We start from the raw sequence: 21532 nt of genomic DNA on the forward strand, positions 1-21532 counted from the left end.
CGAGATCTTCTTCCACCGAGCACCATCCGGCCGACTCGGCTCGAAGGATGGGCTGGCAGTCGGCTGACAGGTTGGGGCGGGTGCTGACCTCCCCGCTGTTGCCCGACGACTACTTCGCCCTGCTGCGGCCACGCTGGTCCGCCCGCGAGACCACCGGCACGGTGGTGCGGCTGCGGCGCCGGCGCGGGGACGCGGTGACCGTGGTCATCCAGCCCGACTTCGCCTGGCCGGGGCACGTGCCGGGGCAGTACCTGCGGATCGGGTTGGAGATCGACGGCATCCGGCACTGGCGGGCGTACACGATCACCTCCGACCCGGACCACCCCGGTGGGGTCGTCTCGATCACCGTCAAGCGCACCGAGGGTGGGCGGATGTCGCCGGTGTTCGCCGGGCAGGTGCAGCCGGGGCGGCGGGTGTTCCTCGGGGAGGTGGAGGGTGAGTTCACGCTGCCGGAACCGTTGCCGGGCAAGGTGTTGTTCCTGTCGGCGGGCAGTGGGGTGACTCCGATCATGAGCATGGTGCGGGAGTTGCAGCGGCGGGACGCCCTCGACGACGTGGTGCACGTGCACAGCGCCCGGACCGAGAACGACATGATCTTCGGGACCATGTTGCGCCGCACCGCCGAGCGGGCGCCGGGTTACCGGCTGGTCGAGGTGCACACCGCCGAGGTGCCCCGGTTCTCCCCCGACGACCTCGACCGGCACTGCCCGGACTGGCGGGAGCGGCAGGCGTTCCTGTCCGGGCCCCGGGCGATGATCGACGCCGTGGTGGCGCGGTTCGACGCCGAGGGGCTGGCTGAGCGGTTGCACGTGGAGCGGTTCCAGCCGGTCATCGGGATCGGCGGTGGGGACGGGGCGGGCGGCCGGGTGCGGTTCCGGGTGTCCGACGCCGAGGCCGCGTGCGGGACGGGGGTGTCCATCCTGGTCGGTGGCGAGCGGGCGGGCGTGAAGCTGCCCTTCGGCTGCCGGATGGGCATCTGCCGCACCTGCGTCGGCAGGCTGCGTGACGGCGCCGTACGCGACCTGCGCACCGGGGCGGTGGAGACCGCCGACGGTCAGATGGTGCGCACCTGCATCAGCGCCCCCGAGGGCGACGTCGAAATCGACCTGTAGGACCGAGCGGAGAGGAGACGGGATGCCCGCACGACCGGCGACCCCGTACGACCCGGCGAACCCCCTGTACGCGTTGGGCGAGGAGCAACTGGCGGGCATCGCCCGCGAGTTCGACGCGCTGCACGACGAGGTGTTCGGCGACCTCGGCGAGGTGGACGCCCGCTACATCCGCAACATGATCACCTTCCACCGGCGGTTGGCGCTGCTGTCCCGCGCGGTGCTGCTGTTCTCCCGGTACAAACCGGCCTGGGTGCTGGGGGCGGCCGGGCTCGGGGTCGCCAAGGTCCTGGAGAACATGGAGATCGGCCACAACGTCATGCACGGCCAGTGGGACTGGATGAACGACCCCACCATCCACTCGTCCACCTGGGACTGGGACACCGCCTCCCCGGCGGCGGCGTGGAAGCACTCGCACAACTACGTGCACCACACCTACACCAACGTCATCGGCAAGGACAACGACGTCGGTTACGAGATCATGCGGATCGACGCGCGGCAGCCGTGGAAGCCCGCCTACCTGCTGCAACCGTTCTACAACCTGCTGCTGACCGCCTTCTTCGAGTGGGGCGTTGCGGTGCACGACCTGGACTTCGAGAAGATCCGCACCGGTCGCAAGCCCAAGAAGCAGGTGTGGGACGAGGTCAAGGCGATCGGGGTGAAAGCCCGCCGCCAGGTCGTCAAGGACTACCTGGTGTACGCGGTACGGGCTGCCGTACAACACCGGGCCGCTGCGCAAGCAGTGGGGTTCGGTGCAGCGCACGATCCTGCGGCTGGCATTCCCCGGCGGTGCCCCGCGGCCCAAGCCCGGCCCGTACGTGGAGCCGGAAGAGGTCAAGGCGGAGAAGCGGCGGCAGCGCGAGGCGGTGCCCGCGTTCCCGTGAACCCGGCCCGATGTCCTGCGACCAGTGGAGGCGACCATCGCCTGCCGCGCCCATCCGGGCCGCGCCGGAGGTGGGAACGGGACGGCCCCGCGTTGCCCGTGGTCCGCGTGCCGGTGAACGGGGAACCCGTTGCCGCCGCCGGGCCGCCGGGCGCAGGGTTGGGGCGGACAGCTCCTTCCGGGAAGAGGTGCGTGATGCGTTCCACGATCATGTGTTCGTTCGGCGTCGCAGTGCGATTCGCGGTGGTGGCCTTCGCTGCCGGGGTGCTGGTCGGGTCGGCGGCCGGAACCGACGTCCCCGATCGCGCCCATGCCTGCGTCTCCGACAGCTCTCCGCGTTGCCCGGGGTCCCCCACCCCCGACGTCTGGACCTCCTGACCGTCGCGGGAGGCCGGTGAAGTGCTCGGCGCGTGCCCTCGCGGGGTGCTCCCGCGAGGGCACGCGCCGGTTCAGGGCACGTCCACCTCGGTGAGCCCGCCCTCGGCCAAGCGCAGACCGCGGTCCACGCCGACGTCGGCCAGGAACCGTTCGTCGTGGCTGACCAGCACGAACGCGCCCCGGTAGGCGTTGAGCGCGGCCGTGAGCTGTTCGACGCCGAGCAGGTCGAGGTTGTTGGTGGGTTCGTCGAGCAGCAGCAGGTGCGGTGCCGGTTCGGCGCACAGCACGCACACCAGGGTCGCCCGCAGCCGCTCGCCGCCGGACAGCGCGCCCACCGGGAGGTGGGCCCGGGGGCCGCGGAAGAGGAACCTGGCCAGCAGGTTCATCCGGTCCGGTTCCGGCATCCCCGGGGTGACCGCCCGCAGGCTCTCCGCCGTGCTCAGCGCGGGGTCGAGCAGGTCGAGGCGCTGCGACAGGTACGCCACCCGCCCCTCGGCCCGGGTCAGCAGCCCCGCGTCCGGGGTGAGCGCGCCCGAGACGACCCGCAGCAGGGTCGACTTGCCCACGCCGTTCGCCCCCAGCAGCGCGATCCGCTCGGGACCGCGGACGACCAGGTCGAGGCCGTCGCCGAACAGGTCGCGGACCCGCAGGCGCTCGCCGTGGAAGACGGTGCGACCTGCGGGGACCTCCGTGTCGGGCAGCGACAGGGCCATCGCCTCGTCCTCGCGCAGCGACCGCTCCGCCGCGTCCAGCCGGGCGCGCGCCGCGTCGACCCGGTTGCCGTGGGTGTCGTCGGCCTTGGCCGCGGACTCCTGGGCGCGCCGCTTCAGGCCGCCCTGGATGATGCGGGGGATGTCGGTGTTGGTCCGGGCGGCGTTGCCCGACCGGCGCGCGGCCCGTTCCCTGGCCTGCTGCATCTCCCGCTTCTCCCGCTTGAGCTGCTGCTCGGCGTTGCGGATGTTCTTCTCCGCCACCTCGCGGGAGGCCTGCCGGGCGGCTTCCCACGAGGTGAAGTTCCCGCCGTGGACCTGCACCCGCCCCTGGTCCAGCTCGGCTATGCGGTCCATCCGGTCGAGCAGCGCCCGGTCGTGGCTGACCAGCAGCAGGCACCCCTTCCACTCGCGCACGACGGCGTCGAGCCGGGCCCGGCCGTCGCGGTCGAGGTTGTTGGTCGGCTCGTCGAGCACCAGCACGTCGGGGTCGGCGAGCAGTTGCGCGGCCAGCCCGAGGGTGACGACCTGGCCGCCGCTGAGGGTGTCCAGCCGCCGGTCGAGGGCGACCCCGGCCAGGCCGAGCCGGTCGAGCTGCACCCGGGCCCGGTCCTCGACGTCCCAGTCGGTGCCGACCACGGCGAAGTGCTCCTCGTCGGTGTCCCCGGCCTCGATGGCGGCCAGGGCCCGCACGACCGGGGCGATCCCCAGCACCTCGGCCACGGTGGGTTCCCCGGTCAGGGGCAGGGTCTGCGGCAGGTAGCCGAGCACCCCGTCGACGGTCACCGACCCCTCGGTCGGGGTGTGCTCCCCCGCGATCAGCTTGAGCAGGGTGCTCTTGCCCGCGCCGTTCGGCGCGACCAGGCCGGTCCGGCCGGGGCCTGCGGTGAAGCTCAGGTCCGCGAAGACGGGGGTGCCGTCGGACCAGGAGAAGGACAGGGCGGAACAGATGATGGAAGACACGCGGAAGTCCTCATGCGCGAAGCCGGGCGGCAGCGGCCGTCCGGGGAGGGTGGGAGGAAAGGAGCGCACGACCGGTAGCGGTGCCGCTATGCGGACACCGCTGGTCAGACGGCCGGTCTACCCGGAAACGTCGTCCTCGGCCACCATCGGTGGATCACTCCCCGTGCTCGGTCTTCACCGCCACCGTACCAGCGGGCGCCCCGGTCAGCCTCCCGCGCGCCGCAGGATGCCGTTGGCGCGGAGCAGGACCGGCCGGTCGACCATCTGTCCGTTGTAGACGGTGACGGACCCGCTCGCCCCCGCCGCCAGCACCCCGCGCGCCCACGCCACCTCGTCCGCGCCGGGCGCCATCGCCGCGTGCGCGGGCGCCACCTGGCCGGGGTGGATGCACAGCTTGCCGGTGAAACCGAGCCCCAGGGCGTGCGCCAGGTCCGAGCGCAGCGCGTCGTGGTCCCCGAAGGCGGTGGTGACCCCGTCGACCGGCCCCGCCCGCCCCGACGCGGCCGACGCGACCACCAGCGCCGACCGGCTCAGCAGCAGCGCCTCCCGCGAATCCGGGGCGACGCCCAGTTCGGCGGCGAGGTCGATGTGCCCCAGCGCGACCCGCACCACCCCGGGGACCGCGCACAGCGCCCGCACGTCGAGCACGCCGGTGGCCGTCTCGACCAGCGGGACCACCGGCCCGGGGATGGCGGCCAGGTCGTCGGGCCGCTCGGCCTTGGCCACCATGACCGCCGAGGCCCGCCCGGCCACGGCGCGGACGTCGTCCTCGTGCCAGGGCGTCCCCGCCGCGTTCACCCGCACCACGGCCGCGTTGCCCTGGTCCAGCCACGCCACCACCTCGGCCCTGGCGGCGGCCTTGTCCTCGGCGGCGACCGCGTCCTCCAGGTCGAGCACCACGGCGTCGGCACCTGAGGCGGCGGCCTTGGCGAAGCGCTCGGGCCGGGTGCCGGGGACGAACAGCAGCGTGCGGGCGGTGGCGATGTCGGTCACCGGACCATCCCAGCACAACCCCGCCGCACCGGTGGACGCGCGCCCGCGCCACTTCGCCCGACCCGGTCTGCGATTCCCCCACCGGCCCGCCACGTGGTGGCCGATTCCGGTGGGAGAACCGTTGCGCCACCTGGGTTATCGTTCGACGTTCAGCGGACGACGAGCCTGGGGGCTGCTGTGGCGGACGACATCTTCGACCACCCCGACCTGCGGGGGCCGGAGTGGGACCGGCTGGCGCGGGAGACCGCGCGGCGGGTGCGGCCGCCCAAGCGGCCCCGGCGACGGTCGGCGTTCTGGGCCGCGCACCGGCGCAAGGTCGTCGCCGGGGCGGCCGTGCTCGGGGTGGCCGTGGCGGGCAGCCTGATGCTGGACTCGGTCGACCGGGGAGCGACCAGGCCGGGCTTGGCGGTCCCGACGAGCACGACGCGGGTGGAGGTGCGGCGGGTCGACCTGGCGCAGCCGTTCGCGGGCACGCCCGCCGCCGGGTGGGCGGACGGGGCCGCCGGGGTAGTGGTGCCCGCGGCGACCCCGGTGGGCGGGTTCACCGCCGAGCAGGTGTCCGCCGCGACCGGGTTGGTGCACCGGGCCGTGGTCGCGGCGCACCTCGACGGGGAGGTGACGCACGGCCGCGGCCTCGACGGGTACCTGGCGATGTTCGCCCCGAAGGGGCGCGAGTACCTGCTGGCCAGCGGCGGGCTGCGCACCAACCTGTCCCCGGAGCACCGCCTGCTCGACGTGCCGCCGAAGGTCACCGGGACCATGACCGTGGCGGCGGGCGCGCTCGGTGAGCTGACGGTGCACACGAGGTACGCCTTCGCCTACGCGTTCGCCCCGGACGACCCCCGGACGATCACCGGGCCGATGGACCTCGTCACCGTCCTGCGCGTCGACGCCGACTACGTGGTGCGCGACGCGGCCCACTTCAGCACCGGCTTCACCGGTCTCTGGGCGCAGGGGTGGAACAGGTACGCGTACTCGATCAACTGCTTCGCCTTCGACCGGGGGGTGCTCGCCCCCGCGTTCGGCGAGCGCTCGACCGCCGCGGGCGTCGCGGAGGAGGTCAGGGCGGCGGCCTTCGACCCCACGGCGCCGATGCCCACCGCGTCGGGCTGCCCGGCGTCCTGATCGGTCCGGAGTGGACTGATCAGGCGTAGGTGTAGGAGTCCAGCGGGAAGTTCGCCGCCTCGTGCAGGCCGTTGCGGGTGGAGGTGGGGCGCAGCAGGGCCGCCTCGCCGTGGTGGTTGAAGTAGTAGCTGCGGGCGGGGGCGCAGTTGCCGACGTAGAAGACCGAGTCCTGGAGCTTGTCGGTCATCCGGGCCAGGAAGGCGTCGTTGGCCGCGTCGGTGACCTCGAAGGTCGTGGCGCCGCGCCGCTTCATCTCGGTGAACAGGCGGTTCATGTGCTTCATCTGGGCCTCGATGGTCCAGAAGTAGGACAGGCCGTTGTAGGAATAGGGGCTGTTGAGGCTGATCAGGTTCGGGAAGCGGGGCACGGTGACGCCGCAGTAGGCCTGGAACCGGGTCTCGCGCCACCACGCGCCCAGGTCGCGGCCCTCGCGGCCGATCACCTCGATGGCCGGGAAGTTGGCGTCCCACAGGTCGAAGCCGGTCGCCAGGACCAGGGTGTCGACGTCGGTCTTGCGGCCGTCGGCGGTGATGATGCCGTCGGCGGCGATGTGGTCGATCGGGGTCGTCTCCAGGTGGACGTTCGGCCGGTTGAACGTCGGGTAGTAGTCGTTGGAGAACGTGGGGCGCTTGCAGCCGAAGGAGTAGTTCGGGGTCAGCGCGGCGCGGGTCTTCGGGTCGCGCACCTGGCGGCGCAGGTGGCCCAGGGCGAGCAGTTCGGCGCCCTTGTTGGCCAGGCGGGCGCGGCGGTAGTTGAGCACGCCGACGACCATGATCAGTTCGAGGACCGCGGAGTTGACCGCCCGGACCGCGCGCTGGGTGGCCGGGAAGCGGGCGAACAGGCGCTGCACCGACCCGGGGATGCGGCCGTCGAGCTTGGGCGTGACCCAGATCGGGGTGCGCTGGTAGACGGTCAGGTCCGCCGCCGCGCGGGCGAGCTTCGGGATGAGCTGCACGGCGGTCGCCCCGGTGCCGATGACGGCGACGCGGCGGCCGGTGAGGTCGACACCGTCGTCCCAGGCCGCGCTGTGCACGACGGTGCCCGCGAAGTCGTCCACGCCGGGGATGTCGGGCTTCTTCGGCTGGGACAGGAACCCGGTCGCGGTCAGCAGGTAGCGGGCGTGCACGGTCTCACCGCCGGTGAAGCGGACCGCCCAGTGCTTCGCGGTGTCGTCCCACTCCGCGCCCTCGACCGACGTGCGGAACCGCAGGTGCCTGCGCAGGTCGAAGGTGTCGGCGACGTGCTCGGCGTAGCGCTTCAACTCCGCGCCCCTGGCGAACACGTGCGACCAGTACGGGTTGGGGGCGAAGGAGTACGAGTAGGTCACCGAGGCGATGTCGACGGCCAGGCCCGGGTAGCGGTTGACGTGCCAGGTGCCGCCCAGGTCGTCCTCGCGGTCGACGACCAGGATGTCGTCGTAGCCGAGCCGCTTGAGTTCGATCGCGGCGCCCAGCCCACCGAACCCGGCGCCCACGACGAGCGCGTCGTACCTGCGCATGGGTCGTCCTCCTCGTCGAGGTGCAGAAACCTACTGGCCGGTAGGCTACTGCCGGACCGCCGTTCGGGGCAATGACCCGCGCGCCCCTGGGGGCTTCCACCCGGAAGCGGACCCGGGTTCACCGCTTTGGCGGGATGATCTCGGCCCGGGGGCACGCGATGATGTCCCGTCTCGGAGCGGGGAGGTCGCTGTGGGTCGCAGCGCGGAGTACGACGAGTTCGTGGTGGGGATCGCCAAGGCGGTGGTGGCCGACCTGGCACCGGACGAGTCGGTCGTGGTGGACGTCGTGGGGCAGGAGTTCCTGCGCGACCCGGAACGGGTCCTGGCCGAGGACGGGCCACGGGCACCCGTGTTGGGATCGGGCATCGGCACCGTGGTGACCATGGTGACCCCGGTGGCGCTGGCGGTCGGCGCCTCGGTGTACCAGCACCTGCTGGACAAGGCGGGCGAATCCCTGGTCAAGGGCGGCGGCAAGCTGATCCGCAAGGTCTTCCGCCGAGGCGACGACTCCGATGCGGTCCGCCGGGTGGTCGAGGCCCGGGCCCTGGAACTGGGCCGCTCCCCGGAGGAAGCGACGAGAATCGCCGACGCGGTGATCGCCGAACTGAGCCGTGGCCCCGACCCCGCCTGACCCGCCCGGGGACCGCCCCCACCTCGACACGGGCGGCCCCGCCCCGGAATCCACCGGCACGGCACCTGCCGCAGGCGCGGCACCTGCCGCAGGCGCGGGCAGCAGCCCGGCGGGCGCGGTGCCCGCCGGTACCGCGTTCCGGTTCGTGACGCTGATCGGCATCGCCCTGGCGATCACCCTGTTCGTCGCGGATTCCTTCTCCGAGACCGCGTTCGCGGGGCGCGGGTTGGCCAGGGCCCGCTGTCTGGTGTTGCACGACCTCTACCCCGCCACCTCGGGGGCACTGGATCTGGACGGGCGCAAGTGGCGGGGCTACTACGACTGCCTGAACGCCCTGCGCGGCGGGCAACTGCTGTGGCTGGCGGGTGGCCTGTTGCTGCTCGCCCTCGTCACCTGGCTGATCTACCAGGCGCAGCCGTGGTGGCGAATCCGGCGCGGGAGGCTGGTGGAGTTGCGGGCGGTGCCCGCCTTGTGGGCGCGGGTGGAGCCGTTGCTGGTGGAGCTGACCCGCCGGGCCGGGTTGCCCGCGATGCCGGAGTTCCGGCTCGACCCGGGCAGCCCGAGGGCGGGTGGGGTCGCGTTCGGCACCCACCGGCGGCCGGTCGTGGCCCTGGACGTGGGGTTGGTGCTGCTGCACGGGCGGGACCGGCCCGCGTTCGACGCGGTGGTGCTGCACGAACTCGCCCACCTGCGGCACCGCGACGTGCCGATGACCTACGCGACCATCGCCGTGTGGCGGGCCGTGCTGGTGGTGGCGGTCCTGCCGTACCTGTGGGGCGTGGCCAGGGCGGTGTACGGCGGGCTGGGGTGGGACACGTCCACCGTGACGTTGCTGCTGTGGTTCCCGGTGCTGCTGGCGCTCGCCTACGCGGCCCGGACCTCGGTGCTGCGCGCCCGCGAGTTCCACGCCGACGCGCTGGTGGTGCGCTGGACCGGGGACGCCGACCCGTACCGGGCGCTGCCGGAGGTGCGGGCGCCGCGGTTGACCGCCCACCCGACCCGCGCGGCCCGGCTCGCCGCGACCAACGACCCGCGGGTGCTGCTGCTGCCGGGGTTCTGGGCGTTCTTCCTGGGCGCGGTGACCTGGCAGGTGCTGACGGGCACCGCCGAGTTCGGCCTGTCCGGGCTGTGGGTGCGCTCGGACACGGCCGGGCCGCACGTCGTGCGGGTGTGCTGGTCGGTGGGGGTGGCGGTGCTCGTCTGCCTGGCCGCGTGGCGCGGTGCGGCGTACCGGCGGGCGGGCGGGGACCGGTCCGGGGTGTTCCTGCGCCCGGCGGCGGGTCTCGGCCTCGGGCTGGCGCTGGGCACGCTGCTGGTGCCGACCGTCGTGCTGGACGAGCGGGGCCTGCGGTTGTCCCCGCTCACCTGGGGGCTGCTGGCGGTGGGCGCGGCGGTGGCGGCCCTGGTGTGCGGGTGGGCCGGGTGGTGCGCGGTGCTGCTGGGCGATCGGCTGCGCGGTGGGCGGGGTGTGGCGGTGGCGGCGGCCGTGCTGGTCGTGTGCTGGAGCTGCCTGGGGTGGCTGCTCACCGCGCACGGGTACGCGGGGGCCTGGAGCACCGTGTTCTCCCCCGCGCTCGACCGGCTCGACGCGCTGGCGGGTGGCGGTGCGGATTCGGTCGTGGTGCGGTTGGTGTTCCTGGCGTACACCGGGCCCGGTGACCGGTTCTCGGCGACCGCCGCGCTGACGCTGGTGTGGCTGGTCCCGGCGCTGCTGGCCCGGCCGCCCCGGGCCGCCTTCACCACGGGGGCGGTCGGGGCGGTCGGGGCTGTGGTCGCGGTCGTCCTCGCCGGGCTGGGGGGCGCAGGCACGCCGGAGGGTGCGCTGGTGCGGACCGCGTGGCAGGTCGTGGCCGTGGTGGCGGTGCAGGTGGTGGTGGCCTGCGCGGCTCGGCGGGCCGGGGTGGTCGCGGCGCTGGTGGCGGCGTGGTTGACCGGGGTGGCCGGGGGCGCGGCGATCTGGGTGGCGCACTGGTCCGGGGGTGGCGTGGACGCGGTCGTGGCCAGGCAGCCGTGGCACGTGCTGCCGTTCACCGCCGTCGTCGCGGCGGTGCTCGCGGCGGCGCTCGTGCGGCGGCGGGTGCCTGCCCGGCAGGCGGAGCCGGTGCGGCGCGGGGTGTCCGACCGATCGGTGGCGCGGGTCGCGCTGGTGCCCGTGGTGGTGGTGACGGTGGCGGTGTTGGTGCCGTACCCGCCCGCGCCGTCAGCGGTGGCGCTGCTGCCGACCGAACCCCCGGCCGCCCGGCAGCTCGACCCGGTCGCCGCGATGCGCGTGTGGGCGCAGGGCGGTGGCCAGGTTCTGCTGGACGACGTCGTGCAGGCCCAGGGCCGGGCGTTCTTCGGGATGGCGGCGGGTGACCGGCCCGCCCAGGTGGCGCGGTGCGCCGAGGTGGTCGACCGGATCGCCGACGCCCGGCGGTTCCCCGGGCCGCCGGTGCCGGTGGCGCGGGCGCACTGGGACATCGGGCTCGACGCCTCCCTGCGGGGTGCTCAGGAGTGTGCGCGCGTCTTCGCGGCGCCCTCAGGCAACCCCAGCCCGGTCACCGAGCAGTTCACCGCCGCCAACACCGAATTCCTGGCGCTGCTGCGGCTCCTGCCGTTCGGGGAGGCCGCGGTGCGGGCCGCCACGCCGAGCACCCCGCCCGCCCCGACGACGACGAAACCCCCGGTGGACCTGGCGACGCTGCTGCTCACCGCCGCGGACCTGCCCCCGGGCTTCACCGTGGCGCCGCCCTCACCGCAGGACGAGCTGACCTCGGACCGGCCGGAGTGCAGCCAGGACAACGCCGACGTCGGCCCCCAGCAGCCCGTGGCCCGGGCCGAGGTGCAGTTCAGCGGCCCGGGCAACACCACGATCAGCCAGTGGGTCTTCCGCTACCCGGCAGCGGCCGACCGGTCGTTGGCCGCCATCACCGACCTCTACGCCCGCTGCGCCCGCTACTCGGTCTCCTCCGGGGACATCACCCTGGACATCGGGGTCCGGGTCGTCGGTGGCACCCCGTGGGTGGCCGAGGTGACCTACGGCGGCCCCTACCTGACCCTGTACTCCCGCGAGGTCTTCGTGGTGCGCGGGGACGTCCTCACCACCCTGTCGTTCCACGGCAGGCGCCCCACCACCGCCGCGGACACCGATCGCCTCGTCGCGGCCGTGGTGGCGAAGTCGGGCGGCTGATCAGGGGGCCAGCTTGCGGTCGACCCACTTGCCGACCGGCAGCGCGACGATCACCCCGGCCAGGGCCAGGTGGACGACCATGAAGACCACCGCCGTCGGCACGCTGGGCGGGCCGCCGGTGAAGACGATCATGTGGGAGGCCCAGTGCAGCGCCTCGGGCTTCTCCCCCGCCGCCCAGACGTCGTTGGCCGCCCAGAAGGTGAGGTCGTTGAGGCCGGAGATGACGACCAGGATGGCCGCCAGGCCCGTCTTGAGCACGTTCGCCGTGCGGGCGCCGCCGAGCCGGTAGGCCATGAGCGCGAACAGGACGATGAACGTGGTGATGAACAGCTCGAACTGGTAGATGGGGGCGAAGGTGCCCTCGTCGGTCAGCGCCGTGCGGCCGTACTCCTGGATGCGCAGCACCAGTTCCGTGTCCAGGTACCCCATGTAGACGAACACGGCGAGCAGGAGCAGCCAGGGGGCGACCCTCCAGCGCGGCATCAGCGCCACCGCCGCCACCGCGCAGCCGAACGGGACCAGCTTGAGCGCGAACTCTCCCAGGTTGTCCAGGGTCTGGTCCGGCGGCAGGACGGCCATCACCAGCAGCGCGACCACGGCGGCGGGCACCACCGGGACCACCCACAGCCAGCGCCTGCGCTCGTACAGCGCGCGCACCCAGTTGAGCCGGGTCGCGGGTGGGGATTCGGGTCGGACGGCGGTCACTCGGTCTCCATGCGCTGCTTCTCCACCCAGAACGGGCCCAGCGCCAGCGCGTCCACATCGGTCTTGAGGTAGCAGGCGATCGCGTCGGCGGGGCTGGCGACGATGGGTTCGTTGTTGTCGTTGAACGAGGTGTTGACGACCATGGGGACGCCGGTGAGCTTCTCGAACTCGCTGATCATGCGCCAATACAGCGGGTTGTCGGTTTCGCTGACCGTCTGCACCCGGGCGGTGCCGTCCACGTGGGTGATGGCCGGGACGGCGGCGCGCTGGTGCTCCAGCACGTCGAAGACCAGCAGCATCACCGGGGAAGGATAGCCGCTGGCGAACCACTCCCCCGCCTTCTCCGCCAGGCAGCTCGGGGCGAAGGGGCGGAACGGCTCGCGGTGCTTGACCTTCTCGTTCATCCGCTCCTTGGACTCCGCCAGGCGCGGGTCGGCGACCAGGGAGCGGTTGCCCAGGGCGCGCGGGCCGCACTCCATCCGGCCCTGGACCCAGCCGACGATCATGCCGTCGGCGATGCGGGCGGCGGTGTGCGCGGCGATGTCGTCGACCCGGGTGTACTCCACGCCCGCGTCCTGCAGCGCCAGCTCCATTTCGGCCTCGGTGTAGTCCGGGCCGGTGTAGGTGTAGCCGGTGCGGGGGCGGGGCAGGCGGTGCTTGCCGACGGTGACCTCCAGGGCCGCGCCGACCGCGCAGCCGTCGTCGGCGGCGGCGGGCTGGGCGAAGAACTCCTCGAAGTCGGTCTCCAGCAGCAGGCGGCCGTTCATGACGCTGTTGAGGGCAACACCGCCCGCGACGCACAGGCGCTTGGAGCCGGTTTCGCGTTGCAACCAGCGGGCGATGTGCAGGCCCGCCTCCTCCAGGGTGACCTGGAGGGCGTAGGCGATGTCCATGTAGTGCTGCGGCACCGGGTTGGCCGCGGAGACCTTGGTGCGCTCGCGGGCGGGGCCGAAGGTGTCGGTGAACTTCTGCGACATCAGGTGCTTGCCGGTGGTGTGGTGGCGGAACCACTCCAGGTTCAGCTCGAACCCGCCGTCGGGGTCGAGGTGCACCAGGTCCTTGAACTGCTCCACGTACGTGTCGCGGCCGAAGGGTGCCAGGCCCATGACCTTGCCCTCGTCCATGGTGGGGTAGAAGCCCAGGTAGCCGGTGACGCCCGCGTACATCGCGCCGAGGGAGTGCGGGAACTTGATCCGGCGCAGGTCGACCATGCGGTCGCCGCGGCCGTGGGCGAACAGGGTGCTGGTGCCGTCGCTGCCGATGCCGTCGAAGGTGAGCACGGCCGACTCGTCGAACGGGCTGATGTAGTAGGCGCTGGCCGCGTGCGAGCGGTGGTGGTCGATCAGGTGGACCTTGAACTTGGTCTCACCGGTGAAGCCCAAGGCTTCGCGGACGTCGCGGCCGAGGGTGTAGGAGCGCTTGACGTGGGCCAGGACGGCGCCGCCCACGTGGTAGTCGTCGGGGCCCTTGCCGCCGCCGGTGCGCAGGGTGTCGACCATGCTCGCGGCCTTGTGCGCGTCGCCGGTCTCGTTGCGGAAGACGGCCAGGGTGCCGGGGAAGTAGCGGGCGAAGACCTTGGCGGCGTGGATGGGTTCCTTCCAGCGCTGCCAGTAGTAGGCGACGTGGTCGACGTCGGCGAGGGTGATGCCCGCGCGGTCCAGGCAGAACCGGATCGCCTCGGTGGGGAAGCCGCCGTCGTGCTTGACGCGGGTGAAGCGCTCCTCCTCGGCGAAGGCGGTGATCTCGCCGTCGCGGACGAGCGCCGCCGCCGAGTCGTGCACCCGGCTGATGCCCAGGACGTACATGCCTTGCTCCAAGCGGGAAGTGTGGGTCACGGAAGGGGGACGGCCATGTCGGGGGCGTCGAGGACGAAGCGCAGACCGGCCCGCGCCGCGCCCTCGGCCCGCCACAGCTCCCAGGGGGTGTCGGCGCTGAGCACCAGGTAGCCGAGCTTGTACCCGGCCTGCTCGTAGGCGTGCACGTGCGTGCCCTCCTCGGCGAACAGGTAGAGCCGCACGACCTCGGGCATCTCGGCGACGGCGGTGACGCCCTCGACGCGGACGAGGTGGCCGGCGCGGTCGGAGGCCAGCATGTGCACCAGGCTGGGGCGGATCGGGCCCGGGGTGAGCACCGGGGTGCCGCCGGTGGCCAGGTCGATCATCGCGCCGACCAGGTCGACCCCGGTGGCGGCCTGGACCAGTTCGGACAGCCCGTTGCCGCCGAGGCGGGCGGCCATCTCGATCAGGTACAGCTCGCCGTCGCGGCCCAGGACGGCGTCGAGGGTCAGCGGGCCGTGGGTGTAGCCGAGTTCGGCGCTGATCCGGGTGAGCATCCGCACCAGGTGCGCGTCGGTGTGCTCGGGCAGGTCGGCGGGCATCACGTGCGCGGTGGTGACGAAGAACGGCGGCGGCGTCACGGTGCGCGAGGTCACGGCGTGGAAGGCGATCTGCCCGTCGACGACCAGCGCCTCGACGGTCAGGTGGGTGCCGTCGAGGAATTCCTCCACGACCACCCGCCCGGACGGGGAGAACGCGATGGCCTCGGTGAACGCCTCGGCGAGCCGACCGGGGGTGGCGCAGGCGACGACGCCGCGGCTGCCCGAGGAGTCGACCGGCTTGACCAGGGCCGGGAACCGCAGCCTGCGGGCGGCGGCGACCAGGTCGGGTCCGGGGGCGCCCGCCACGCTGGCGTAGCTGGGCAGGTCGAGGGAGTCGCAGAGGAAGCGGAAGACCGACTTGTCCATCGACGCGGACACCGCGGCGTCGGGTAATCGGCGGGCCAGGTCCCAGTGCTCGATCAGCGCCGCCTGGGTGGCCAGGCCGACGTCGCTGGCCGGGCACAGCACGCCGACGATGTCCCCGCGCCCGGCCAGGGCGGCCGCGATCTGCTCCGGGGCGCGCACGCTGACCTGCACGAACTCGTCGGCGACGGCGACGGCGGGCGCGGCGGCGCGGAAGTCCACGCAGATCGTGCGGTAGCCCAGCTCGCGGGCGCGGTGGTAGGTGCCGACAGCGCCGTCGGCGCCGCCCAGGATCACCAGGGACTTCATCGGGTGGCCTCCAGTGCGGGGTCGGACCGCGGTTGCGCCCTGGTCGAGGGCGGCACCGCGGGCGGGGCGCAGAGCAGCTCGGCGGGGTCGACCGCCAGGCTGGACTCGCGGACGTAGTACAGGCGCGGGCGCGGCTGGGCCGCGCCGATCACACCGAGGTAGCGCACGACCAGGGCGAGCACCGGCAGCGCGCAGGCCATGAGGGCGGTTAGGCCCGCCAGCGCGCCGGAGCCGGGGACCGCACCGGCGAGGACAGCGACGGTGAGCGCCACCGCGGCGATCCCGCCGAGCACGGCCGCGGTGGCGGCGATGGTCAGCAGCCTGCGGGTGTGCCCGACGAACAGTTCGATGGCGTGCCCGGTGAGGAAACCGAGGTTCACCTTGGACACCCCGCGCACCCGGGCGCGGTGTTCGACCTGGACCACGGTGTAGCGGTCGGTCAGCCGGGGCACCGTGGCGAAGAAGTGCGGGGTGCCCAGCCGGAGGTCGACGACGGTGCGGGCGAGGTCGGCGCGCACCAGCCGGAAAGCGGTCGCCCCCCGGGGCAGTTCCATCCGCAGCACGCGCCTGCCCAGGAAGTGGAACAGGGCGGTACCCCAACGCCGGACCAGCGGGTCCTGCCGATTCGTCCGAATGCCGAACACGGCGTCATTGCCCGCTTCGGCGGCCGAGATCAGTTTTCGCGCCTCGGCCGCCGGAAACTGCTGATCGGCGTCGATGTGCAGCACCCAGGGCTTGCCCGCGTACCGGTAACCGGCCGAGAAGGCGGCCTCGAACCCGAAATTCCGGGTGAACGACAGGTAGCCCACCCTGGGGTCGGCCTCGGCCAGGGCGCGCACCCGCTCCAGCGTGGCGTCGGTGCTGCCGTCGTCGACGAAGAGGAGTTCGAGGTCGTGTTCGCCCAGTTCAGCGATGATCTCCCGGTAGCAGGGGTCGACGTTGTCCGCCTCGTTGAAACAGGGGATGACCACGCTGAGGGCGGCGACGACCGAGGGTGCAGGCATCTCGTTCCTTGGACGGGGACGACGCCCCGGTGAACGCGGGCGAAACTCGTTGGCGGAGCGGTGTGGATATAAGCCGCAAGTCCCGGACGGGGGTAGTCCTTTGCGGAGAAAGCCGCCATTCAGCTCATCGGCGTTACGACGATCGCCTTGCTCCGGGGGCGGGTTTGAAAACCGGCATCGGTCGGGATAGCTTGCGCGGCATGGTCAAAACCGGTGTCGACGCGCTGTGGCGTACAGCATACCGGCGAGTGGTGCGGTCGGCTTTCGCCACGGTCCCGTTCTACCGGGAGCGCTGGGCGCTGGGTGGTCGCACCGAACCGCGACTGGGCAGCGGGTCGGCCGAGGGCGCGGTGTCCACCGAGGACCTGGTGCGCGCAGCGGTCGACCTGGCCCCGCTCGCCGGTGGGCCGACCGGGTTCGACCCGGTGCGCGGGCTCGGCGGGCTGCTGCCACTGGCCCGGCCGACTGCGGGCGACGGCCTCCTGGTCGCGCTGGAGCACCCCGGCGCCCGCCCGGTCTGGGACCTGCCGCGCGGCTGGCGCGGCTGCCTGGTCGACGCCGAGGTGGACGACCCGGCGCTGCCGGAGGTCGGCGCGGCGCTCGGCGCCGGGCGCCCGGTGGTCGCCGTCGGACCGGACAAGGCGCTCGACGGGTTCACCGACCGCGTGCCGGGCGGTGACCGGGTCCACCGGGTGCCCCGGCGCACGCTCGACCGGCTCGACAGCGGCCCGTACGGCGTCCTGCACGACCCCGTGCTGGGCTACCTGGGCGTGCTGCGCGACTGCGGCCTGTGGCACCTGGACTGGACCCGCGTGTACGCCCGACGCACCCGGGCGGGCTTGGCGTTCACCCTGCTCCGGCAGCGGTCGCCCCGACTGGTGGACGCCCTGGTCGGCGGCGGTGTGCCCGGCCGCGTCGAGTGGTGCCCCCGGCACGCGACCCCGGTGGTTCGGACGGTCGCGGGGTGACCACCGTCGAGGTGCACGACCCGCGGTCGGACCCGGAGCCGACCGGGTGGCGGCGGTTCCAGAAGAAGGCGCGGCTGCTGCCGGTGTGGGACTACCGGCTGCTGGGCATCGAGGCGTGGGTGGCGCGCAACCCGCCGGTCCTGGCCGTGGCGCGCCAGGGTGAGGAAGCCGTCGGCGCGTTCGTGGCCATGGTGTGCCGGACCGTGCGCGAACGCGCCTACGCCCCACCGCCCGACACCCCGCGCCGCGGGTTGGCCCCGCGCTGGGTGGAGGTCTACCTGCCCGCCCTGAGCGGCCACTCCGCCTGCGTGTTCCTGCCCGGTGTGGACGACGACCGCAAGCGGGCGGCGGTGCTGGCGTTCGAGCGGGCCGTGGTCGACCGGCTCGGCCCCGGCCTGCTCGGGGTCGTCTACCGCGCGGTGGACCACGACCTGGGTCCGGTGCTGTCCGGGCGCGGCCGGGTCACGCGGGAGATCGACCCGGTGGCGGTGCTGTCCGACGTGGGCAGTGCCGAGGCGTGGGAGCGGGGGCTGCCGGACACGCTGCGCGAACGACTGGGCGCGGGTTCCCTGCGGGTCGAGTCGGCGGCGGCGCGGGCGGACCTCGACGGCCGGGAACTGGCTACGCTGCTCAACGACCACCGCGCCCGGCAGGACGCGCGGGCCTGGCGGGAGGGGCAGCGGTCCAGGGTCGGCGGCCTGCACCTGGACACCCGCAGCCGGATCGCACCGTCCTACTTGGACGCGCTGGTCCGCCGCCCGGACGTCGTGACCACCACCTACCGCACCGCCGAAGGCGACCTGGCCGCGTTCTCGGTGCTGCTCGACCACGAGGAAGGCGCCGCGTTGCAGCACTTCGCCGCCCGGCCCGGCAGCGGTCTGTGGGTCGACGCCTGCGCCCGGGCCGTGCGGCACACCGCCGACCGGGGGCGACCGCTGCTGACCGCGGGTCGCACCCTGCTCGACCGCAAGGCCGCGCTGGGCTTCGGCACCCGGCCGCTGGTGTCGGTCGCCGTTCCCCGACCGTTCCTGGGCAGACGAGGTCCGAGCAGATGACGACAACCGTGCCGACGCGGGCGTTGACCGCCACCGTGCTCGATCCCCGCCGCGACCCGGAACCGCCGGGGTGGGAGGGGTTCCGGGTCCGCCACGGCCTGCCCGCGCCCTGGGACTACCGCCTGCTCGGCGTCGAGTCGGCGCACTCCCCCAGCCCGATCCTGCTGACCCTGCTGCACAGCGGGGGCGACCTCGTCGCCGCGTTCGGGTGCATGGTCGTGCGCCCGGTCCGCTTCGGCCCGACGCTCGTCGACACCCAGTTCCCCTGGCTGTCCGGGGTGCCGAGCTGGGTGTTCGACGACGGGCTGGACGCGGCCGACCGGCTCGCCGCCCGGCGCGTCTACGAGCGCGCGATCACCCGGCGGCTGGGTGTGTTCTGCGCGGGCGTGGTCTACCGCAACGCCGCACCGGACGGGGTGGGGCTGCTCGCCGGGCGCGGGCGGCTGGCCAAGGAAACGCTCGGGACCTCCGTGCTGGACAACACCTTCACCGACTTCGAGGGCTGGCTGCGGAGCCTGACCAAGAGCAGGCGCAGCAGCGTGCGCGGGCAGGTCAAGAAGGTCGCCGCCGACCCGGACCTCGTCGCGCGCACCGACAGCGACCGCGACGACCTCGACGGGGAGGTCCTGGCGGACCTGCTGCGCAGGCACCGCGCCCGGCTGGGCGAACCCCGCTTCGACTGGCGCGGCGGGGTTTCCGGCGCGTACCTGCACGAGCTGGTGCGCCGGTCGGACGTGGCCACCACGACCTACCACGACACCGCGGGCACCCTGCTCGCCTTCGCCACCGCGCTCGACAGCCCGGACCTGGTGTTCCACCAGCACTGGGCCGCGCTGCCCCCGGAGGAGGGTGGCCGCAAGCACCTCTACTACGAGGGGTTCACCCGCGTGGTCCGCTACGCCGTCGAGCGCGGCCGACCGGCGGTGACCGCCGGGCGCGGGATGGCGGAGGTCAAGGCGCAGCTCGGTTTCACCTACCGTCCGCTGCACACCGTCGCCGCGCCGAGGCCGGTGTGCCGGTGAGCGCGGTGGAAGTCCTCGACGCCCGGTTCGACGCCGAGCCGGACCACTGGCCGGAGCTGACGGCCCGCGCCGGGCTGCGCGCGGACTGGTCGTGGCCGGTGCTGGCCGCCCAGGCGTGGGCCGCGCGGGTGCCGCAGTTGGTGACGGTCCTGCACGGGTCCGAGGGGCCGACCGGGGTGGTGGCGTCGGGGTTCGTCGGACCGACCACCCGCCGCCACCGGTTCGTCGGACCGCGCCGGGCGGGCGGGCTGGGCGGCCTGGACGTGCGCGCGCCGGGCACCAGCGCCGTACCGGGCTGGTGGTTCGACACCGACGACGGCCACGGCGGCGTGCACCGGCTGCTCGCGGAGTTCCTGCCCGGCATCCGCCGCGAACTCGGCGCGGGCGTGTGCGCGGCGCTGCTGCGGCAGGTGCCGGAGGAGGCGCTGCCGCTGCTGGAGAAGCGCGGCAGGCTCGTGCGCAAGACCGAACCGCTGGCCCACCTGCGCGCCGTCGGCGACCGGGACGCGTGGCTGGCCACCCTGCCGCGCAAGCGCCGCCAACACCTGCGCAGGCTGTTCGACACGATCGACGACGACCCGACCACCACCGTCCGCACCGGCGGCGCGGTCGACCCGACCCGGGCGGCGGAACTGCTGCGGGTCAACCTGGAGACCCACCGGGACGTGCCGATCATCCCGCTGCCGCAGTTCACCGGCCAGCTCACCGCGCTGCTCGCGCGCCCGGACGTGTTCACCATCGCCTACACCGACCCCCGCGACGACACCCTGCTGGCGCTGGGCGTGCTGCTCGACCACCCGGAGCTGCCGCTGGCCCGGCACTGGTCGGCGCTGCCGGAGGACGAGGGCGGCCGACCCGGGCTGTACTTCCACTTCTACGGTGAGCTGATGCGCTGGCTGCACGACACGGGCAGGCCCCGGGTGTCCCTGGGCAAGAAGATGGTCGACCTCAAGCGCTCCATGGGCGCGGAGTTCACCGACCAGTACGCCGCCGCTCTGCCGCTGGTGGGCCTGGCGCTGCTGGGCCTGCCGTGACCGTGCTGCTGGCCGGGGCCAACCCGGCGGTCACCCTGTCCGAGGACGGGGAGCCCACGGTCTTCGCGTCCCTGTGGTCGGTCGACTGGTCGGTGGCTGGCCGGGGCACCGCGCTCGTCGTGTGGCACCGGGGGGCCGTGCGCGTGCTGACCACCACCCCGACCCTGGGGACCTGGCTGGAGCGCACCTTCGTCCGCCACTTCCCGGAGACCGAACACCTGCCCTGGCCCACCCCCACCGTCGAGGCCACCCCGGTCACCTGCCACATCGACCTGGCCACCGGCGTCACCGCCCACGCCGCCGACGTCACCCTCACCATGTCCGACCCGATGCACCACCGCCCGTTCACCACCGACGCCTTCCCCCTCGACGGCGTCCCGCACGGCCTGACCCTGCTCCTGGCCCCGATGCGCACGGCGGCGGTCACCATCGGCGGCACCCCGGTCCCCGGCCGGGTCACCCACACCGGCCCCGACGACCGCCCGACCTCCTCGGCCTTCGCCACCACGGCCGAGGTGTGGACCCGGGAGGGGTGACGCGCACCGGGGGCCGAAAGCCGCCGTTGTCCGCACCACCCCTCGCAGCTCAGTCCGTGTCGAACTCGCTGATCAGCTCGCCGGTGAGGCGGATGCTGGTGGTGACCTCCTCGTCGCCGAGGTTGCCCATCTGGTGCAGGCACAGCAGGCGGTCGATGCCCAGGTCGGCGTAGGCGCGCAGCTTCTTGCGGCAGGTGTCGGGGCTGCCGACGATCAGGGAGTTCTGCGCGCTGAGGATGTCGAACAGCTCGTCCTCCGGCACGTCCTCGCCGCCGAGGATGCGGCCGATGAGCATGGCCGCGGGGGTGGGGGCGTCGCCCGCCTCGGCGCGCAGGAAGTCGCCGGTGGCGCCGCCGCCGTCGGGGGCGGCGAGCAGCTTCTCGTTGCGCTCCATGGCGAGGCGGAAGTCGGTGGCCGCCTCGAAGAAGGTCAGCGCATGGGTGCTGTACCAGGCGGCGGCCGCGGCGGCGCCGTTGCGCATGGCCTGCTCGTCGGTCTCCGCGCAGTGCACGAAGGTGAAGAAGCCGACCTGGTTGTTGACGAACGCGCCCGCGGGTTCGGTGCACGCCTCGGCGGCGGCCCGGTACAGGCCGATCATCCGCTCGGCGCGCTCCAGCGACTCCCACATGGTCGTGCCGAGCACGCCGACCCCGCGCCTGCCCGCCTCCTCGAACGACGCCGGGCTGGCCGCCGCCTGCCA

18 protein-coding genes are annotated in these 21532 nt (G+C 73.5%); 10 read left to right on the forward strand and 8 right to left on the reverse strand.

Features of this window, described 5'->3' with window-relative positions; all coding sequences use genetic code 11:
* Positions 1-47 precede the first annotated feature (47 nt).
* Both UO65_RS29780 and UO65_RS37685 read left to right on the forward strand, forming a co-directional pair.
* A complete protein-coding gene (locus UO65_RS29780; RefSeq protein ID WP_035289215.1) occupies positions 48-1112 on the forward strand; it encodes a ferredoxin reductase in 1065 nt (354 codons plus the stop codon).
* Positions 1113-1134: 22 nt separating this feature from the next.
* Positions 1135-2370, forward strand: coding sequence for a fatty acid desaturase family protein (locus UO65_RS37685; RefSeq protein WP_052021985.1), 1236 nt, complete (start codon positions 1135-1137; stop codon positions 2368-2370).
* A gap of 71 nt (positions 2371-2441) precedes the next feature.
* Here UO65_RS37685 and UO65_RS29790 read toward each other — a convergent pair whose 3' ends face one another.
* The gene (locus tag UO65_RS29790; protein WP_035289218.1) at positions 2442-4043 is read right to left on the reverse strand and encodes an ABC-F family ATP-binding cassette domain-containing protein; all 1602 of its coding nucleotides are present in this window, start codon (positions 4041-4043) and stop codon (positions 2442-2444) included.
* A gap of 204 nt (positions 4044-4247) precedes the next feature.
* On the reverse strand, positions 4248-5036 hold the full coding sequence (locus UO65_RS29795) for an HpcH/HpaI aldolase/citrate lyase family protein (RefSeq protein WP_084176381.1): 789 nt from the start codon (positions 5034-5036) through the stop codon (positions 4248-4250).
* Positions 5037-5213: 177 nt separating this feature from the next.
* Between UO65_RS29795 and UO65_RS29800 the strand changes: the two genes are divergently transcribed.
* A complete protein-coding gene (locus tag UO65_RS29800) occupies positions 5214-6161 on the forward strand; it encodes a hypothetical protein (RefSeq protein ID WP_052021986.1) in 948 nt (315 codons plus the stop codon).
* A 19-nt stretch (positions 6162-6180) separates the two neighbouring features.
* Here UO65_RS29800 and UO65_RS29805 read toward each other — a convergent pair whose 3' ends face one another.
* Positions 6181-7659: a flavin-containing monooxygenase gene (locus UO65_RS29805; protein WP_035289227.1), complete on the reverse strand. Its 1479-nt coding sequence runs from the start codon at positions 7657-7659 to the stop codon at positions 6181-6183.
* Positions 7660-7849: 190 nt separating this feature from the next.
* Between UO65_RS29805 and UO65_RS37085 the strand changes: the two genes are divergently transcribed.
* Together UO65_RS37085 and UO65_RS29815 are read left to right on the forward strand one after the other, a co-directional pair.
* Positions 7850-8290, forward strand: coding sequence for a hypothetical protein (locus UO65_RS37085; protein WP_035289229.1), 441 nt, complete (start codon positions 7850-7852; stop codon positions 8288-8290).
* A gap of 118 nt (positions 8291-8408) precedes the next feature.
* A complete protein-coding gene (locus UO65_RS29815; RefSeq protein WP_161784539.1) occupies positions 8409-11459 on the forward strand; it encodes a M48 family metalloprotease in 3051 nt (1016 codons plus the stop codon).
* Here UO65_RS29815 and UO65_RS29820 read toward each other — a convergent pair whose 3' ends face one another.
* The 4 genes from UO65_RS29820 to UO65_RS29835 are packed head-to-tail and all read right to left on the reverse strand — an operon-like array spanning position 11460 to position 16217.
* Entirely contained in the window at positions 11460-12164 is a 705-nt protein-coding gene (locus tag UO65_RS29820; RefSeq protein ID WP_035289233.1) for a hypothetical protein, read from the reverse strand.
* On the reverse strand, positions 12161-13969 hold the full coding sequence (locus tag UO65_RS29825; protein WP_035289237.1) for a carbamoyltransferase family protein: 1809 nt from the start codon (positions 13967-13969) through the stop codon (positions 12161-12163). The genes UO65_RS29820 and UO65_RS29825 overlap by 4 nt, the downstream gene beginning before the upstream one ends.
* A 26-nt stretch (positions 13970-13995) precedes the next feature.
* A complete protein-coding gene (locus tag UO65_RS29830; protein WP_035289241.1) occupies positions 13996-15213 on the reverse strand; it encodes an ATP-grasp domain-containing protein in 1218 nt (405 codons plus the stop codon).
* Positions 15210-16217: a glycosyltransferase family 2 protein gene (locus tag UO65_RS29835; RefSeq protein WP_052021987.1), complete on the reverse strand. Its 1008-nt coding sequence runs from the start codon at positions 16215-16217 to the stop codon at positions 15210-15212. Before UO65_RS29835 ends, UO65_RS29830 begins: the two co-directional genes overlap by 4 nt.
* A 200-nt stretch (positions 16218-16417) precedes the next feature.
* Here UO65_RS29835 and UO65_RS29840 point away from each other — a divergent pair, with 200 nt between their 5' ends.
* The 5 genes from UO65_RS29840 to UO65_RS29860 are packed head-to-tail and all read left to right on the forward strand — an operon-like array spanning position 16418 to position 20832.
* Positions 16418-17185, forward strand: coding sequence for a hypothetical protein (locus UO65_RS29840; protein WP_233427893.1), 768 nt, complete (start codon positions 16418-16420; stop codon positions 17183-17185).
* On the forward strand, positions 17182-18240 hold the full coding sequence (locus tag UO65_RS29845; protein ID WP_035289290.1) for a hypothetical protein: 1059 nt from the start codon (positions 17182-17184) through the stop codon (positions 18238-18240). The genes UO65_RS29840 and UO65_RS29845 overlap by 4 nt, the downstream gene beginning before the upstream one ends.
* On the forward strand, positions 18237-19262 hold the full coding sequence (locus UO65_RS29850) for a GNAT family N-acetyltransferase (RefSeq protein WP_052021988.1): 1026 nt from the start codon (positions 18237-18239) through the stop codon (positions 19260-19262). Before UO65_RS29845 ends, UO65_RS29850 begins: the two co-directional genes overlap by 4 nt.
* Positions 19259-20296, forward strand: coding sequence for a hypothetical protein (locus tag UO65_RS29855; RefSeq protein ID WP_035289296.1), 1038 nt, complete (start codon positions 19259-19261; stop codon positions 20294-20296). The genes UO65_RS29850 and UO65_RS29855 overlap by 4 nt, the downstream gene beginning before the upstream one ends.
* Positions 20293-20832, forward strand: a complete 540-nt coding sequence (locus UO65_RS29860) for a hypothetical protein (RefSeq protein WP_035289243.1) — start codon at positions 20293-20295, stop codon at positions 20830-20832. The genes UO65_RS29855 and UO65_RS29860 overlap by 4 nt, the downstream gene beginning before the upstream one ends.
* A 49-nt stretch (positions 20833-20881) precedes the next feature.
* Here UO65_RS29860 and UO65_RS29865 read toward each other — a convergent pair.
* A partial coding sequence (locus UO65_RS29865; protein WP_035289246.1) for an LLM class flavin-dependent oxidoreductase occupies positions 20882-21532 on the reverse strand: 651 nt, incomplete at its 5' end.

The sequence above is a fragment of the Actinokineospora spheciospongiae genome (assembly GCF_000564855.1).
GTDB lineage: Bacteria > Actinomycetota > Actinomycetes > Mycobacteriales > Pseudonocardiaceae > Actinokineospora > Actinokineospora spheciospongiae.

Excerpts from the sequence above, each read along its gene's own strand:
- UO65_RS29780 (WP_035289215.1), top strand. The coding sequence starts at position 48 with ATGGGCTGGCAGTCGGCTGACAGGTTGGGGCGGGTGCTGACCTCCCCG.
- UO65_RS37685 (WP_052021985.1), top strand. The coding sequence starts at position 1,135 with ATGCCCGCACGACCGGCGACCCCGTACGACCCGGCGAACCCCCTGTAC.
- UO65_RS29805 (WP_035289227.1), bottom strand. The coding sequence starts at position 7,659 with ATGCGCAGGTACGACGCGCTCGTCGTGGGCGCCGGGTTCGGTGGGCTG.
- UO65_RS29825 (WP_035289237.1), bottom strand. The coding sequence starts at position 13,969 with ATGTACGTCCTGGGCATCAGCCGGGTGCACGACTCGGCGGCGGCGCTC.
- UO65_RS29830 (WP_035289241.1), bottom strand. The coding sequence starts at position 15,213 with ATGAAGTCCCTGGTGATCCTGGGCGGCGCCGACGGCGCTGTCGGCACC.
- UO65_RS29835 (WP_052021987.1), bottom strand. The coding sequence starts at position 16,217 with ATGCCTGCACCCTCGGTCGTCGCCGCCCTCAGCGTGGTCATCCCCTGT.
- UO65_RS29840 (WP_233427893.1), top strand. The coding sequence starts at position 16,418 with ATGGTCAAAACCGGTGTCGACGCGCTGTGGCGTACAGCATACCGGCGA.
- UO65_RS29850 (WP_052021988.1), top strand. The coding sequence starts at position 18,237 with ATGACGACAACCGTGCCGACGCGGGCGTTGACCGCCACCGTGCTCGAT.